General features: G+C 42.9%; 14 protein-coding genes and 1 riboswitch. Of the genes, 2 read left to right on the top strand and 12 right to left on the bottom strand.

The genetic code is table 11. From position 1 onward, the window contains the following. Positions 1-5: 5 nt before the first annotated feature. Positions 6-434: a type II 3-dehydroquinate dehydratase gene (gene aroQ / locus NST62_RS05545; RefSeq protein ID WP_141600809.1), complete on the bottom strand. Its 429-nt coding sequence runs from the start codon at positions 432-434 to the stop codon at positions 6-8. 40 nt (positions 435-474) lie between these two features. Next, on the bottom strand, positions 475-927 hold the full coding sequence (locus tag NST62_RS05540; protein ID WP_141600810.1) for a hypothetical protein: 453 nt from the start codon (positions 925-927) through the stop codon (positions 475-477). 133 nt (positions 928-1,060) lie between these two features. Between NST62_RS05540 and NST62_RS05535 the strand changes: the two genes are divergently transcribed. Further along, complete coding sequence (locus tag NST62_RS05535; RefSeq protein WP_141600811.1) at positions 1,061-1,990, top strand: DUF1385 domain-containing protein; 930 nt, start codon at positions 1,061-1,063, stop codon at positions 1,988-1,990. Between the two features lie 82 nt (positions 1,991-2,072). On the opposite strand, the gene NST62_RS05530 is transcribed toward NST62_RS05535, so the two are convergent. The 3 genes from NST62_RS05530 to NST62_RS05520 form a co-directional block, all read right to left on the bottom strand. Further along, positions 2,073-3,443 (bottom strand): FAD-linked oxidase C-terminal domain-containing protein, encoded by a 1,371-nt coding sequence (locus NST62_RS05530; RefSeq protein ID WP_141600812.1) that lies wholly within the window; start codon positions 3,441-3,443, stop codon positions 2,073-2,075. 249 nt (positions 3,444-3,692) lie between these two features. Next, on the bottom strand, positions 3,693-6,260 hold the full coding sequence (locus NST62_RS05525; RefSeq protein WP_328215373.1) for a vitamin B12-dependent ribonucleotide reductase: 2,568 nt from the start codon (positions 6,258-6,260) through the stop codon (positions 3,693-3,695). A gap of 252 nt (positions 6,261-6,512) precedes the next feature. Beyond that, on the bottom strand, positions 6,513-7,346 hold the full coding sequence (locus NST62_RS05520) for a biotin/lipoate A/B protein ligase family protein (RefSeq protein WP_141600814.1): 834 nt from the start codon (positions 7,344-7,346) through the stop codon (positions 6,513-6,515). Between the two features lie 734 nt (positions 7,347-8,080). Between NST62_RS05520 and NST62_RS05515 the strand changes: the two genes are divergently transcribed. Next, entirely contained in the window at positions 8,081-8,467 is a 387-nt protein-coding gene (locus NST62_RS05515; protein ID WP_141600815.1) for a rhodanese-like domain-containing protein, read from the top strand. An 89-nt stretch (positions 8,468-8,556) separates the two neighbouring features. On the opposite strand, the gene gcvPB is transcribed toward NST62_RS05515, so the two are convergent. The 7 genes from gcvPB to comGD all read right to left on the bottom strand — a co-directional run bounded on the left by gcvPB (position 8,557) and on the right by comGD (position 14,714). Next, positions 8,557-10,020: an aminomethyl-transferring glycine dehydrogenase subunit GcvPB gene (gene gcvPB / locus NST62_RS05510; RefSeq protein WP_141600816.1), complete on the bottom strand. Its 1,464-nt coding sequence runs from the start codon at positions 10,018-10,020 to the stop codon at positions 8,557-8,559. Then, on the bottom strand, positions 10,013-11,359 hold the full coding sequence (gene gcvPA, locus NST62_RS05505) for an aminomethyl-transferring glycine dehydrogenase subunit GcvPA (protein WP_141600817.1): 1,347 nt from the start codon (positions 11,357-11,359) through the stop codon (positions 10,013-10,015). Before gcvPA ends, gcvPB begins: the two co-directional genes overlap by 8 nt. Before the next feature lie 17 nt (positions 11,360-11,376). Then, entirely contained in the window at positions 11,377-12,477 is a 1,101-nt protein-coding gene (gcvT, locus tag NST62_RS05500; protein WP_342463207.1) for a glycine cleavage system aminomethyltransferase GcvT, read from the bottom strand. 161 nt (positions 12,478-12,638) lie between these two features. Continuing rightward, a riboswitch (glycine riboswitch) is annotated at positions 12,639-12,732 on the bottom strand. A gap of 126 nt (positions 12,733-12,858) precedes the next feature. Beyond that, on the bottom strand, positions 12,859-13,371 hold the full coding sequence (locus NST62_RS05495; RefSeq protein ID WP_342463206.1) for a shikimate kinase: 513 nt from the start codon (positions 13,369-13,371) through the stop codon (positions 12,859-12,861). A 188-nt stretch (positions 13,372-13,559) separates the two neighbouring features. Beyond that, positions 13,560-14,012: a competence type IV pilus minor pilin ComGF gene (comGF, locus tag NST62_RS05490; protein WP_141600820.1), complete on the bottom strand. Its 453-nt coding sequence runs from the start codon at positions 14,010-14,012 to the stop codon at positions 13,560-13,562. Then, positions 13,961-14,296, bottom strand: coding sequence for a hypothetical protein (locus tag NST62_RS05485; protein ID WP_141600821.1), 336 nt, complete (start codon positions 14,294-14,296; stop codon positions 13,961-13,963). Before NST62_RS05485 ends, comGF begins: the two co-directional genes overlap by 52 nt. Further along, the gene (gene comGD / locus NST62_RS05480; protein ID WP_141600822.1) at positions 14,286-14,714 is read right to left on the bottom strand and encodes a competence type IV pilus minor pilin ComGD; all 429 of its coding nucleotides are present in this window, start codon (positions 14,712-14,714) and stop codon (positions 14,286-14,288) included. The genes NST62_RS05485 and comGD overlap by 11 nt, the downstream gene beginning before the upstream one ends.

The raw sequence follows: 14,714 nt of genomic DNA, 5'->3' as shown, positions 1-14,714 counted from the left end.
TTCCTTTATCCTTGTAAAAACTTGCGCAATGCCAATTCATACCCGAACGTACCAAGTCCACATATCTGTCCGACACACTCCGGTGCAAGCAGAGATTTATGCCGAAATTCCTCCCTCTTATGTATATTGGATATGTGAACTTCAATGACCGGAACTTTTACACTGGCAATGGCATCTCTCAATGCGATGCTTGTATGAGTATAAGCCCCCGGATTAAAAACGATTCCATCGATGCCCTTATCTTCCGCTTCGTGAATCCAATCGATCAATTGCCCTTCATGATTGGATTGCTTAAATTCAATTTCCGCATCAAATTCCTTTGCCAGAGCAGCGCATCGTTCTTTGACATCCTCCAACGTTTCTGTCCCGTAAATTTCCGGCTCCCTTTTTCCGAGCCGATTTAGATTGGGGCCATTTAACACCAATATCTTCATGATGGATTCTCCTTTAAAAAAGTCGAAGAAATGAACACTTTTATTTTATCACAGTCTCCTTGTACGGCAACCTATTTCGTTCCAATTGAGCTTTATAATGGAAAGAAGCGGTCTCAATGATGAATCTTGCAGCGATGACAACCGTCACGATAAAAGGAATGGATAATTTTTTGAAAGAATAAATTTCAGCCGGCAAATCGTAAATGATCCATTCCGCAACGATGGCAAAAAGCCCTCCAATCACAAGGGAGGTGATAAACGGCGGTACATTTTGGACATATTGCATCAACAAATAAAGAATAAAATTCGCAATAAAAATTAATATAGCCAAAAACAGCCAGCTGATAAACGGATGACTTCCTTCAAATAATTCGTACCTTTTTGAAAAACCGATTGGATTCCATTGAATGAAATGGAACCAAGATAACATTTTTAAGCCGGCGGTGAGGAGAATCGAACCGAATATGCTTGTCACAAACGCCAAATACAGCATGTTGCACACCCCTTTTTTTATACATTTTTGCCAACAGCAAAATTTCATATGCGTTGACGTAGTGCATTTGCTTAAAATTTAGTACAATAAAAAATTAGTAGAAAAATAATCACAGAGAGTGGTGTCAACATTTATGAGCCAAACACCTATATATGGAGGACAGGCAATTCTGGAAGGGGTTATGTTCGGGGGAAAAGAACATACCGTTTCTGCCATTCGAAGAAACGACCAATCGATAGAATATTATTATGCAAAAAAAACAGTGAAGCCATGGATGAACAAGCTGAAAAAAGTACCATTCATCCGCGGAAATATAGCAATCATCGAAGCCGCGGGAATCGGTTCCAAACATTTGCAATTTTCCAGCGAACGTTATGATGTCGCTCCAGGAGAGGAGCAGGAAGGTCAAGAACTGTCAAAGCTTGAAATGATTTTTGGAGTGGCCATTGTCGGCATCCTTTCCTTTTTATTCGGAAAGTTTGTCTTTACGCTGGTTCCGGTATTTCTTGCCGAGCTCTTTTCTCCATGGATTTCCGGAAAATATCCCCAAATCTTTTTGGAAACGGGGATCAAACTCATCCTGCTCCTTACCTATTTATATCTTATTTCCCTGACTCCTATTATTCGGAGGGTATTTCAATATCATGGGGCAGAACATAAAGTGATAAATTGTTATGAACAAGGTCTAGAATTAACCGTCGAAAATGTCCAAAAGCAGTCAAGATTGCATTACCGTTGCGGTTCCAGCTTCATCCTGTTTACGGTCATCATCGGAATGTTCATTTATCTGCTTTTCCCTGTAGAACCGCTATGGTTCCGAGTATTGATCCGCATCCTGCTGATTCCCGTTGTATTGGGCGTTTCTTATGAAGTTTTGCAATTCACGAATTCATTGAGGGATGTGCCGGTACTGCGGTTCATGGGTTATCCCGGTTTATGGCTGCAATTATTAACAACGAAAGAACCGGATGACCAAATGGTGGAAGTGTCCATCGCTTCCTTCAAAAAACTGCATGAAATCGAAAAAAATCCGGAAATCGCATTGCGTCTTCATCATGATTGACAAAAAGGCTTAGAAGCTGAAATTCCTCCGCTTCTAAGCCTTTTCATTAAGCCAAAATATCCGATTTTAGATAAATGAATAATCATAGAAGTTTTCCGGGGTTCAAAATGCCTTTCGGGTCGAGCGCCTGTTTGATGGCGCGCATCACTTGCAAGGCATTTTTATGTTCCATTTCCTGGTATATTTTTTTGCCGACTCCAACACCATGCTCTCCTGTACATGTACCGCCCCGCTTGATGGCATCCGTTACAATCAATTCATTGAAGCGCTTCGCCCGGTCCACTTCATCTTCATTTGACAGATCGATCATAATGCATGCATGATAGTTGCCATCGCCCACATGTCCCAATAGACCGCCATGAATTTTCAGCTCTTTTAATAGAGAACGGGCGTAATCGATGCTGTTTGCGAGCTCACTGATCGGCACACAAACGTCCGTCGTCATCAGCTTGCGTCCAGGAAAGGCATGTTTGTATGCATAAGCCAAATGATGCCGCGCATGCCAAAGGGTATTGCGTGCAGCCGTATCTTTTTCGAATTGAATATCTTCGCAATCAAAATCTTTTAACACTTCCGTGGCAAACTCTATGTCGCTTTGCAGTCCCGCTTCATTTCCTTGGAACTCTAAAAATAACGTAGGAGCCTCTGCATAATCGGTTTCGCTGTATTTATTCACGACATGAATGGATTCCGCATCGACAAACTCGACCCGTCCAATCGGTATCCCTGCCTGTTTTAGTGCTGTCACCGCCCGGACCGCGTCATGTGTGGATTTGAACACTGCCCGTCCAGACACTTCGAACTCAGGGATGCCGTATACTTTTAACGTAAGTTCCGTAATGCATCCCAAAGTGCCTTCCGATCCCACAAACAAACCATTTAAATGCAGGCCGGACGAGGATTTTCTCGCTTTGCTTCCTGTATGGATGATGTCTCCGTTTGCCAACACCACTTCCAAATCCAGCACCTGGTCCCGCATGACCCCATATTTTACGGCCGTTGTCCCGCTGGCATTCGTTGCCGCCATTCCGCCCAACGTTGCATCCGCACCGGGATCTACGGAGAAAAACAGGCCATACTTTTTCAATTCTTTATTTAGCTGCAAACGCCGAACCCCCGGCTGCACCCGGACAATGAAGCTCTCCGGATCGATTTCAAGAATTTTGTTCATTTCGTTGAAATCAATGGAAATGCCGCCTTCATATGGAATCACATGTCCTTCCAAACTCGAACCCGCCCCAAACGGGGTTACAGGCACTTCGTATTCATTGGCAATTTTCAAAATCTTGCTCACTTCTTCCGCCGTATGAGGAAATACCACGATATCCGGCAAAGCAGGTGCATGATAGGACTCATCTTGACCATGGAGCTGCCGAACCGTTTCATTGGTCGTCACTTGTTCTTTCGATAAAAACTCGAGCAATCGCCGTTCGATTTCTTTATAATTTTTCATTATTATTTCCTCCCTTGTAAACTAGTTTTAACATAAAAAATCTTTTATTGGAAAGAAAATCAAATGAAAATTCTTTAAACTTCCTTAAAACAAACGCCTCCCGCATCGCATCTCGGGAGGGTGCCTGTGTGTTGTCATAACATTTCAATAGAACCGGTCGGTAGCCCAATAATAGGTTTTTTGTACAAAAATCCCCCTTTAGACAATCTAAAGGGGGATTATAATTTATTTTTTTAATTCTTTATGCTATTACAATCCGCATTTCAATTGGGCGCCGCAAACCGTGCAAGTGTTGCATCCGCCGATTTCTTCCACCGTACCTTGGCGGCAGACAGGACATGTATCGCCCACTTCCGAACCGATATTCACATTGGTTTGTTGAAGCGGTGCAATCGTTTCTACCAGAACGACCGGTTTTTCCACCTTTTCTTCTTCCAGCTCTTCAAAGGATAATTGTTCTTCATGGGTCATTTCAGCTTTTAATGTCAATACTTGCGAATCGCGGCTGCCATCAACATAAACCGTTCCGCCTTTCGCTCCGCCTTTATACAGGCGTTCATACACTTTTTGTACCTGTTCTACCGTATATCCTTTTGGAGCGTTTACGGTTTTCGAAATGGACGAATCTACCCAGCGTTGGATGATGCATTGTACATCCGCGTGGGCTTCCGGCGTTAAATCCATCGCCGTTACAAACCAAGAAGGCAGATTGTTTTCATCCGCTTCCGGATGTTCTCTCAAATATTCTTGAACAATATCCGCTTTCACTTCAATGAATTTTCCTAAGCGGCCGGAACGATAATATGTGAAGGAGAAGTATGGTTCCAATCCTGTAGAAACTCCCACCATTGTACCCGTTGATCCGGTTGGCGCAACAGTAAGCAAATGGGAATTCCGTATTCCGTATTTCAATACCCCTTGACGAATATGTTCAGGCATACGTTTCATGTAGCCCGTATTAATGAAGGCTTCGCGCAAACGTTTTGTTTCTTCTTCCGTCTCTCCTACCAAGAATGGGAAGCTGCCACGTTCTTTTGCCAGTTCAATGGAAGTTTCATAAGCGGTTGTTGCAATCGTTTCGAACACTTTATCCACAAGTTCATTTCCTTCTTTTGAACCATATTCTTTTTCACAGTAAATCAATAAATCAGCCAATCCCATTACTCCAAGGCCGATGCGACGCTCTCCAAGGGCCTGCTTTCGGTTTTCTTCAAGGAAATACGGTGTTGCATCAATGACATTGTCTTGCATGCGGACGCCTATACGGACTGTTTCCTTTAATGCCTCGAAATCCACCGTCTTTTTATCTTTTAAAGCAAAATTTGCCAGATTGATGGCCGCCAAGTTACATACGGAATATGGCGCTAGAGGCTGTTCACCGCATGGATTTGTTGCAACGACTTTTTGGCCATAAGCCCGGGCATTTGTCATTTCGTTTGCATTGTCAATGAAGAAAATTCCAGGCTCAGCTGCGTAAGTCGCACAAATGTTGATGAGTTTCCAAAGCTCCCTCGCGCGGATTTTCCGGTAAGTGCGAACCCGGTAGCCGAGAGCTTCCCACTCTCTCACATCGCCGATTTTGTGCCATTTTTCATTGTAAATGGCCATTTCTTCCGGAGTATAAGTTTCCACATCCGGAAAACGAAGCGGATATTCTTCATCTTTTTCCACCGCTTCCATAAATTCATTTGTAATCGTAACCGAGATGTTCGCTCCTGTTAAGAAATCCGGATTGTGCACGCTGTATGTTCCGCCATCGCGCAATTTCGCTTCCGCTTCTTTGATGACCGCCTCGCTGAATCCGCCTAAACCAGGAATGTTTTTATAATTGACGATTCCTTGGTACATTGCTTCTTCAAGAGGAGTTAAAGGAGTAAATTTCAATTTTTCTTTTGCATGACGAATGATGGATTCATCTTCCATATTTTCAATCAAATAACGCAAAATGCGCGGGTTCTGCATCTTGGAAATGATGAATTCCACAATATCCGGATGCCAATCGGCGAGCATGATCATTTGGGCACCGCGTCTCGATCCTCCCTGTTCCACAAGATGGGTCAATTTCGCAATATCATCAAGCCACGATACAGAACCGCTGGATCTTCCATTGACCCCTCTTGCAAGCGTGTTGCGCGGTCTTAACGTGGAACCGTTCGTACCAACCCCGCCGCCCCGGCTCATGATTTCCATTACTTTTTTGCGGTGTTCGCTGATTCCTTCACGGCTGTCAGGAACGAAAGGCATCACATAGCAGTTAAAATATGTCACTTGTTTTCCGGATCCTGCTCCGTAAAGAACTCGTCCAGCTGGCACAAATTTTAAAGAAGCCAATTGTTCATAAAACTTTTGGAACCATTCTTTGCGCTTCTCTTCCGTTTTCTCGACAGCGGCCAAACCGGTCGCGTTCCGTTTTGCGATTTGTTCATAAAAAATTTCAAGCGGTTTTTCAACCACGTCAAGGGATTTTACAATGATGCCCGTCTCTTGTTCTTCCGGATCATCGAGCACATTTCGGTACTCTTCTTCAATCAATATTTCCGCTTTATTTTCTTCCCAGTTGATTGATTGGATATATCCTAAACCACGGGCTGGGAATTTCGGGTCTTCTTTGATTGTTAATACAACAAAATCGCCGGGTTTTAACGTTTTCTTTTCCGTATCTTTAAATGAATACCGGTCAATCATGACCAGTCTCGAAACACCTTTATGCGTTATATGCATATCCGGTGTAATCGGATGTACTTGCGGAAATTCCTCAATATCTTTGTTTAATTGATCGATGAGGGTGGTCGAATACGTTTTCTCTACCACTACCATCTGCCAGCCTCCCTTTGCCCATATATCATTATTCTAGTATTTACCCATTATTTATCGTTCGAAACACAATATATTGTACCTACTGATTTATAGATACACAATATATTGTTGTTTTACTTAGAAAAGATTACCTCATAAACTAAAAGGATTCAAGGGGTTGACTTTTTTTAAAATCTATGAAACATAGAAAATTCTAGCTTTGCAGCTAAATATTAAATTTTAATCACAATTTTAGTAATCGATTTTTTATCTTTATCTTCTAAAATTCCACTCATCATTTGCATATTTTTCTTCTTCTAAACGTTTTACCAGCCGCTCTTGTTCTTCTGTCAATTCATATGGCACCAACTCAATTTGAAGGGCTTCCTCGAAACCTTTTTTGAAGGCTTCAATACATTCTTCAATGGTAATCCGCCGGTCTGTCAAACGGTTAATGGCAACAGCCCGTTCAGGCAGCTGCTCCCGCATTTTTTGTTTCGCTTCCTCCGAAGGGAATTTGAATAAAGATAACAGCTTGTCCTCATCAAGATCCAAAAGGATTGCCCCGTGCTGCAACACAACTCCCTTTTGGCGCGTTTGCGCACTTCCGGCCACTTTTTTCCCTTCTACAACAAGCTCATACCAGCTTGGGGCATCAAAGCAAACCGCACTTTTCGGCTTTTTCAATATTTCCTGTTTTTCTTCCGTATCCGGAACACTGAAATACGCATCCAATCCTAAATGATGGAATCCTTTCAATAAACCCTCGCTTAAAAAGCGATAAGCTTCGGTCACCGATTCCGGCAAATTTGGATATTGTTCCGTCACGATAATGCTGTATGTCAATTCGCTATCATGCAATACGGCCCTGCCGCCAGTCGGTCTCCGGACAAATCCGATATTTTGCGCTTTCAAAGCTTGAAAATCGATATCCCGATGGGCTCTTTGGAAATACCCGATGGAAAGAGTCGGGGGATTCCATTGATAGAACCGAATCACCGGAGGGATTTCCCCTTTGCTGTGGAATTCAAGCAACGCTTCGTCCAATGCCATATTATAGGAGGGGCTGCATGGCCCTGAATTGATAAAATACCATTTCGTTTTCATTCCAATCCCACCTCACAACTTACTCATTGTATCAAACTGAATGAACGAATGCTACTTTCTTATTTTTCTTCATAAATCCTAAATAAAAAAGCGGGATACAACCAATTTATTGGATGTTATTAGGAATACAAGGACATACAAAAGCCCGGGCAAAAGGAAGCGCAGTTTGGCAAATGATTTAAGCGCGCACTGGTTGGGAAAGCGACAAAATGTTGCGTCTTTTTTCATGAATTTCGCCGAATCGGCATTCCGGCAACAATCTTCGCAAAATGTTACATAAAACGCCCTTTTATGTTTTTACGTCTCTCATAAGCCTTGCGATTTATAACCCCCGTGCAAAAATAAAAAAATGCAGTACAAAATTTTCTTCTTATTAGATATTTTCTATTTTAAGATTGAGTTGAATTCCGAGAAAAACATTTATGCATAAAACTTAAGAAAATATTCCATGCTTTTCATCCGAACATCTTCTGTTTCTCTGTCATTTTATCGACAAAAAAATGAAACTTTCTATCCTACTCACAATTTTTTCAAATATACTACATTCCGGACGGAACACCTATATAATTTATTATAGAACATACGTTCTTAATTATTCAAATAAAACACCATCTAATTGAAAATAAAGTTGAAAAATTAAAAAACGATGATCCCTTGACCCCGAAGAAATTCCTAGCATTATGCAAGTTTCTTATTTATAATGTTCTATGTAAATAGAAAGGAGATATTTTGAAGTGGCGACAGTATTATATACGATTGCAATCATTCTAGGCCTTATCATTATCTACGTAATCATCAGTTCCTTCCGATTGAAAAAAGCTGTCACAAATTTAACCCAAGAAGAATTCATTAAAGGCTACCGGAAAGCTCAGTTGATCGATGTGCGAGAAGCGAAGGAATTTGAATCCGGTCATATTTTGGGGGCGCGCAATATTCCTTTTTCCCAATTGCGTTACCGCTATAAAGAAATCCGTCCGGATCTTCCGGTATATTTATATTGCCAAAATATGACAAGAAGTTCCCGCGCAGCCCTTTTTTTGAAGAAAAAAGGCTACAACCAAATTTATCAGCTGCAGGGCGGATTTAAAACTTGGACAGGAAAAATTAAAACAAAAAATTAATTTTCATGTTTAGCCCGCTGATAATAAAAAGCCATTTCATTTTCAAAAACAAAAATATCCATGAGCTTGGCTCATGGATATTTTTATTTTTATTGTTTTTGGTAGCGCAAAACCGGACGTCTTGCAGCGAGCGTTTCATCCAAACGGCTTACCACCGTTGTATGAGGCGCTTCTTGTACAATGGAAGGATTTTCTTCCGCTTCTTTCGCGATTTGGATTAGCGCATCACAGAAAGCGTCCAAAGTCTCCTTCGATTCTGTTTCCGTCGGCTCGATCATCATGCCCTCTTCCACAATTAACGGGAAGTAAATAGTCGGTGGATGGTAGCCGAAGTCAAGAAGCCGTTTTGCAATATCCAATGTACGGACGCCCAGTTTTTTCTGACGGCGGCCGGACAAGACAAACTCATGTTTGCAATGGCGGTCATAAGGCAAATCATAATATGGCGCCAGCCTTCTCATCATGTAATTGGCATTTAATACCGCATATTCCGTCACAAGTTTTAAGCCCTCAGGACCCATGGATCGAATGTATGCATAAGCACGCACATTGATGCCAAAGTTCCCATAGAACGGTTTTACGCGGCCGATGGATTGCGGACGGTCGTAGTCAAAATGGAAAGTGCCGTCCTCTTTTTTCACAAGTACCGGTTTCGGCAGGAATGGAATCAGGTCTTTTTTTACGCCGACAGGACCGGAGCCTGGACCTCCTCCGCCGTGCGGACCGGTAAAGGTTTTGTGCAGATTTAAGTGTACGCAGTCAAATCCCATGTCTCCAGGACGCGCTTTGGACATCACCGCATTTAAGTTGGCACCGTCATAATATACTTTGCCGCCTACACTATGGACGATTTCGGCGATTTCGACAATATGTTCTTCAAATAAACCTAGGGTATTTGGGTTTGTAAGCATCAGTGCCGCTGTATCATTTCCAACGACCCGGCGCAAATCTTCCAAATCGACCAAACCGTTTTCGTCCGATTTCACTGTTACGATCTCAAATCCTGCAACAGCCGCACTGGCCGGGTTTGTTCCGTGGGCAGAATCCGGAACGATGACTTTATTCCGATGCCCTTCCCCGTTAGCTTCATGATATGCCCGGATCATCATGAGCGCCGTCCATTCACCGTGGGCGCCGGCAGCAGGCTGGAGCGTCACCTCATCCATGCCCGTAATTTCTTTTAAGGCCGTTTGAAGTTCATACATCAATTCCATTGCACCTTGCACCGTCGATTCATCCTGCAATGGATGGATGTTGGCGAATCCGGAGAAGCGTGCAACTTCTTCGTTAATTTTCGGATTATATTTCATCGTACAAGAGCCCAACGGATAAAATCCGGAATCCACCCCGTGATTGCGGCGGGACAAGGCAGTGTAGTGGCGCATAATATCCAATTCCGAAACTTCCGGCAATTCCGCAGGTTCTTTCCGCAAATATTCTTCCGGAATCAATTCCGATAATTCGACCTCCGGCACATCCAATTCCGGCAAGCTGTAGCCGATGCGGCCCTCTTTCGACAATTCAAAAATGAGCGGTTGATTTCCGTTATGCATTGTAAGCCCCCATTTCTTGCACAAGTTGGTCAATTTCTTCTTTTGTACGCAATTCCGTTACGGCAATCAATACATGGTTTTCAAGCTGCGGATAATCCCGGCCCAAATCGTAGCCGCCGATAATGCCTTTTTCCAGCAGTTTTTGATTGATTTCGCTGACCGGCTTGTTGACTTTCACAACAATCTCGTTAAAGTGGGCGCCCTGGAATGGCACCGTAAAACCGGCTTTCTCAAAAGCGTTTTTGGCATAGCGGGTTTTGATGATATTTTGCTTTGCCATTTCCTGGATACCGCGTTTGCCCAAGGCGGTCATGGCGACAGAAGCGGCCAGGGCAAGCAGAGCCTGATTGGAGCAGATGTTGGAAGTCGCTTTTTCGCGGCGAATATGCTGTTCGCGGGCTTGCAATGTCAACACGAATCCGCGCCGTCCATCCTGGTCCACCGTTTGGCCGACAAGGCGTCCAGGCACCTTGCGCATTAATTTGGAAGTTGTGGCGAAATATCCGCAGTGAGGTCCTCCAAAGCTTTCCGGAATGCCGAATGGCTGGACATCTCCAACCGTGATGTCCGCGCCAAGTTTTCCAGGTGGCGTTAAAATGCCAAGCGCCAACGGATTCGCCGAAACGATGAACAATCCTTTCGCCTCATGGGCCAATTCGCCGATTTTTTTAATATCCTCAATTTGTCCAAAGAAGTTCGGATATTGGACCATGACTGCAGCGGTTTGTTCATCAATCAGCCCTTGTAACGCTTCAATATCGGTTACTCCGTCTTTTATTGGAATATCCACGACTTCGATGGATTGGCCATAAGCGTAGGTTTTTACGACTTCACGGTATTCCGGATGAATGGCTTCGGATATAAGCAGTTTCTTGCGTCTAGTTGAACCTGCCGCAAGCATCCCCGCTTCTGCAAGAGCCGTACCGCCGTCATACATGGATGAGTTTGCCAAATCCAATCCTGTCAATTCCGCAATCATTGTTTGGAACTCGAAAATGGCCTGCAATTCGCCCTGGGAAATTTCCGGCTGATAAGGAGTATATGCCGTATAAAATTCTGAACGGGAAATGACGTGATCCACGATTGCAGGTTTATAGTGGTTGTAAACTCCTGCACCAAGAAACGAAACGGCTTTTTCTGTATTTGTATTTTTATCAGCAAGTTCTTGCAATTCTTTCAATAATTCGGACTCGGAAACGGCCTCTTTAATGTTGTATAGCCCTTTAAAGCGGACCTTCTCCGGTATATCCGCAAATAAATCGTCAATGCTTTCCACTCCGATTGTTTCGAGCATTTCTTTTTTGTCCTGTTCCGTCATTGGAAGATATCGATGCTTCATTGTTTGACCTCCATGTATTATTTTTCCCGTTTATAAAAAGGTTTCGGCACCACTTGGGCTTTTACCTTCTTCTTCCGGATTTCCACATCCACTTCAGTTCCAAGATCCGTATATTGGATGTCCAATAATGCCAAACCCAGATTCCGTTTTGTAGAAGGAACTTGGGTTCCTGTAGTAACAACGCCAATTTCCTGGTCGCCTTTAAAAACTTTATAGCCGTGGCGGGGAATTCCCTTGTCGATCATCTCAATGCCGACAAGCTTTCTTTGAAGCCCTTCTTCTTTCTGTTTTATGAGGGCCTCTTTTCCGATAAAATCCGATTCTTTTTGAAGCTTTACCGCAAAGCCGAGACCCGCTTCCAATGGAGTAATCGATTCGGACAATTCTTGTCCATAAAGCGGCAGGCAGGCTTCGAAGCGCAGCGTATCCCGTGCCCCCAGGCCGCATGGAATGAGGCCGTCTCCTTTTCCTGCCTCCAAAATTTTATTCCACAAGGAAACGATGGCGTCAGGCTCTCCATACAATTCGAAACCGTCTTCTCCGGTATATCCGCTCCGGGAAAGTAAAACCGGATAGCCCCCAATCTCCACGGACGCTTTAAAATGGAAAGGTTTGATTTCTGATAAATTTTCCTCTGTCAATGATTGCAATATTTTTTCGGATAGGGGTCCTTGAAGAGCGATCATGGCATATTGATCTGATTGATTGGTGATGGCGACATCACCTTCAGCATGTTTTTTCAGCCATTCGACATCCTTTTCAATATTGGCGGCATTCACCACAAGCAAATACCGGCTGTTGCCGAGATTATAAACGATTAAATCGTCAACCACACCACCATTTTCATAGCACATCAGATTATATTGTGCGCCACCGTCCGGGATTTTTGAAATATCATTGGTCAATAATTTCTGAAGATATTTCTGGGCATTCTCCCCTTCCACCAAAATCTCCCCCATGTGGGATACGTCAAAAAGTCCGGCCCGTTTTCTGACCGCTTCATGTTCTTCTTTGATGGATGAAAATTGAACCGGCAATTCCCACCCGCCAAAATCGATGGTTTTTGCCCCGTATTTCGCATACTCTTCAAATAATGGTGTCCTCTTTAATTCTCCCATCGTTAAACCTCCCTTGAGTGATTAAGCAATAATAGGTAAAAAGGACAGAAAATCCCCCCTGTTCAGGGAATTCTCTGTCCTTGCACCTGAAAGTTACACCAGCTAAGCAAAATAGCCGGCTTTCCCCTTGGGTGGCTGAAAATCAGCGCTCTCCAGAGTTGCGTCCCGTACGAGTCTTTTTGCCTGAGAGATTCATAGCTCTCCGCTACTTGCTCCTTCGGCGACGTATAACACGTTCTCTCCCCGCACAATCATCCGCACATTATGAAATTTTTCCAAAATACACATCTTTGCCAATATCCTAACATTGAACGTATTGAATGGCAACCTTTTTTTAAAAAAGCGATAAAAAAGCGAACGTTTTATTAAAAAAATATTTTTTCATTCGCCTTTCAAGCGGTTCACTTGGAATACAATATAATTTACGATTTGCCGTATGTTCCGATTGCGCGTAAACACCCGGATATGGGCTGCCCGCTTATAAAATTTCCTTCTATAATAATATAGTCTTTCCAGCTCTTTTTTAGTCGAGCGTTGTGCAATTGGCCGATTTGCATCATTTTTGATTCTTTTGTAAATATCCTCAAAAGGGGCATCCAGAAAAAAGACCAGGCCTGTCCGTCTCATGATTTCCCGGTTTTCCTGCCTCATCGCTGCCCCTCCGCCTGTCGAGATGATACATGCCTCATCCCGGAAATTTTTCAGAAATTCCGTTTCTAAATTCCGGAAATGTTCCTCCCCATATTTTTCAAAAATTTCTGGAATCGACATGCCTTGTTGTTTGACAATCTCTTTATCCATATCATAAAAGGGCAGACGCAAAGCATAGTTCAATTGGCGGCCAACCGCACTTTTGCCGCATCCCATGAACCCTACCAAATATATTTTATTCATTTCAAGACACCTTTCTAAAGCTCAAACTCTCCATTTATCTATTCAATAAGTTTATCGTAGCACGAACATTGACGTTTTCCAATGAATTAATGATCGAAAATTGAGTTAAATAGGATGAGCTATAAAATATCACGATGGAGAGAATAAAAAACAGCAGCAGGATTGCAATGGGATACATGATGCCTTTTTCATTCTTCAGCATATTGAACAAACAACGTCCTCTCCTTTTCCATTCCGTTTAAAAATTCCACTTTTATTGTTACACGATCATCCGACACGGAAAACTTTGCATTCCGGATGCCGATCAAAAGCGGTACATATCCGCGGTCATTTATCTGGAGCCGGATAACATCCGAAATTTTATTTACTTTTATGATTTTTGTCGGGGACTCTTCAATATATAGTGAGTCCCCGGCCGTATAAAGTTCTTCCACACCCGTTAAATATTGCTGAAAATCTTGGATAAACATTTCCCATTTGATATGTTCATCAGTAAAAAAAACCTGGTTCCATTGCTGAATCAGGAAATAAAAAGCGAGCACCATTTGGACGAACAGCCCGAAAACGAGCAATTGAAGCAGCGCTTCAATCAATGTAAAGCCTTTTTGATTGTTTTGGACTCCCCGTCGGCATTGACGCATTTTAATCGTTCCTCATCCAAATGATTGTATTGGACGCAAATTGTATCGTTTTGTAAATGCCAGGTATATTCCACGTCATCAATCCATATCCTCCCTTCCGTATTCCCGGTCGTTTTTGCGATGCGCACCCCTTCATAGGCCGCCTGGGAAGCATGCAATTCAAGCATTTGATTGTGGAGGGAAGACTTAAGCTGGAAAACGGCGGGAATAAAACTGACCAAAACGAAAATGACGGATACTGTCAGCATCGATTCAATCATGGAAACCCCTTTTTCATTCCACATAACGGATTCTTCCCTTATCGATATTGACAATAATATATTTTGTTCCCAAACCGGTTTGGAAAGTAATGGTCCCAAAATTGTCAACCGATCCATCCGCACCGATGCGAAGGGTCAATAAATTGCTGTCGGGATCGATCGATATCGTGTCAGGCAGTTTCCTTTCCAATATCACTTCATCCAGCTGATGGTGGACCTTATAAGTGTTTGAGGACGAGAATGAAACAAAACAGCTCTTTTGATGTTCCATCGCCCACATTTGCGCCATCTGAATGTCCAATTTTAATTGGTGAAAAAATTGGTCCACCAGCATTTTCTCCGTCATTTTGATTGAAAAAGTTGAGCTGACGCTTCCGATCAATAATACAATCATCAGCACCAACAACATTTCCAATAAAGTGAATCCTTTTTCATTTTTCAT

The sequence above is a fragment of the Ureibacillus sp. FSL K6-8385 genome (genome assembly GCF_038593155.1).
GTDB lineage: Bacteria > Bacillota > Bacilli > Bacillales_A > Planococcaceae > Ureibacillus > Ureibacillus terrenus.
This window is presented reverse-complemented; position numbering and strand designations above follow the sequence as displayed.

Excerpts from the sequence above, each read along its gene's own strand:
- aroQ (WP_141600809.1), bottom strand. The coding sequence starts at position 434 with ATGAAGATATTGGTGTTAAATGGCCCCAATCTAAATCGGCTCGGAAAA.
- NST62_RS05540 (WP_141600810.1), bottom strand. The coding sequence starts at position 927 with ATGCTGTATTTGGCGTTTGTGACAAGCATATTCGGTTCGATTCTCCTC.
- NST62_RS05535 (WP_141600811.1), top strand. The coding sequence starts at position 1,061 with ATGAGCCAAACACCTATATATGGAGGACAGGCAATTCTGGAAGGGGTT.
- NST62_RS05530 (WP_141600812.1), bottom strand. The coding sequence starts at position 3,443 with ATGAAAAATTATAAAGAAATCGAACGGCGATTGCTCGAGTTTTTATCG.
- NST62_RS05525 (WP_328215373.1), bottom strand. The coding sequence starts at position 6,260 with ATGGTAGTGGTAGAGAAAACGTATTCGACCACCCTCATCGATCAATTA.
- NST62_RS05520 (WP_141600814.1), bottom strand. The coding sequence starts at position 7,346 with ATGAAAACGAAATGGTATTTTATCAATTCAGGGCCATGCAGCCCCTCC.
- gcvPB (WP_141600816.1), bottom strand. The coding sequence starts at position 10,020 with ATGCATAACGGAAATCAACCGCTCATTTTTGAATTGTCGAAAGAGGGC.
- gcvPA (WP_141600817.1), bottom strand. The coding sequence starts at position 11,359 with ATGAAGCATCGATATCTTCCAATGACGGAACAGGACAAAAAAGAAATG.
- gcvT (WP_342463207.1), bottom strand. The coding sequence starts at position 12,477 with ATGGGAGAATTAAAGAGGACACCATTATTTGAAGAGTATGCGAAATAC.
- NST62_RS05495 (WP_342463206.1), bottom strand. The coding sequence starts at position 13,371 with ATGAATAAAATATATTTGGTAGGGTTCATGGGATGCGGCAAAAGTGCG.
- comGF (WP_141600820.1), bottom strand. The coding sequence starts at position 14,012 with ATGCGTCAATGCCGACGGGGAGTCCAAAACAATCAAAAAGGCTTTACA.
- NST62_RS05485 (WP_141600821.1), bottom strand. The coding sequence starts at position 14,296 with ATGTGGAATGAAAAAGGGGTTTCCATGATTGAATCGATGCTGACAGTA.
- comGD (WP_141600822.1), bottom strand. The coding sequence starts at position 14,714 with ATGAAAAATGAAAAAGGATTCACTTTATTGGAAATGTTGTTGGTGCTG.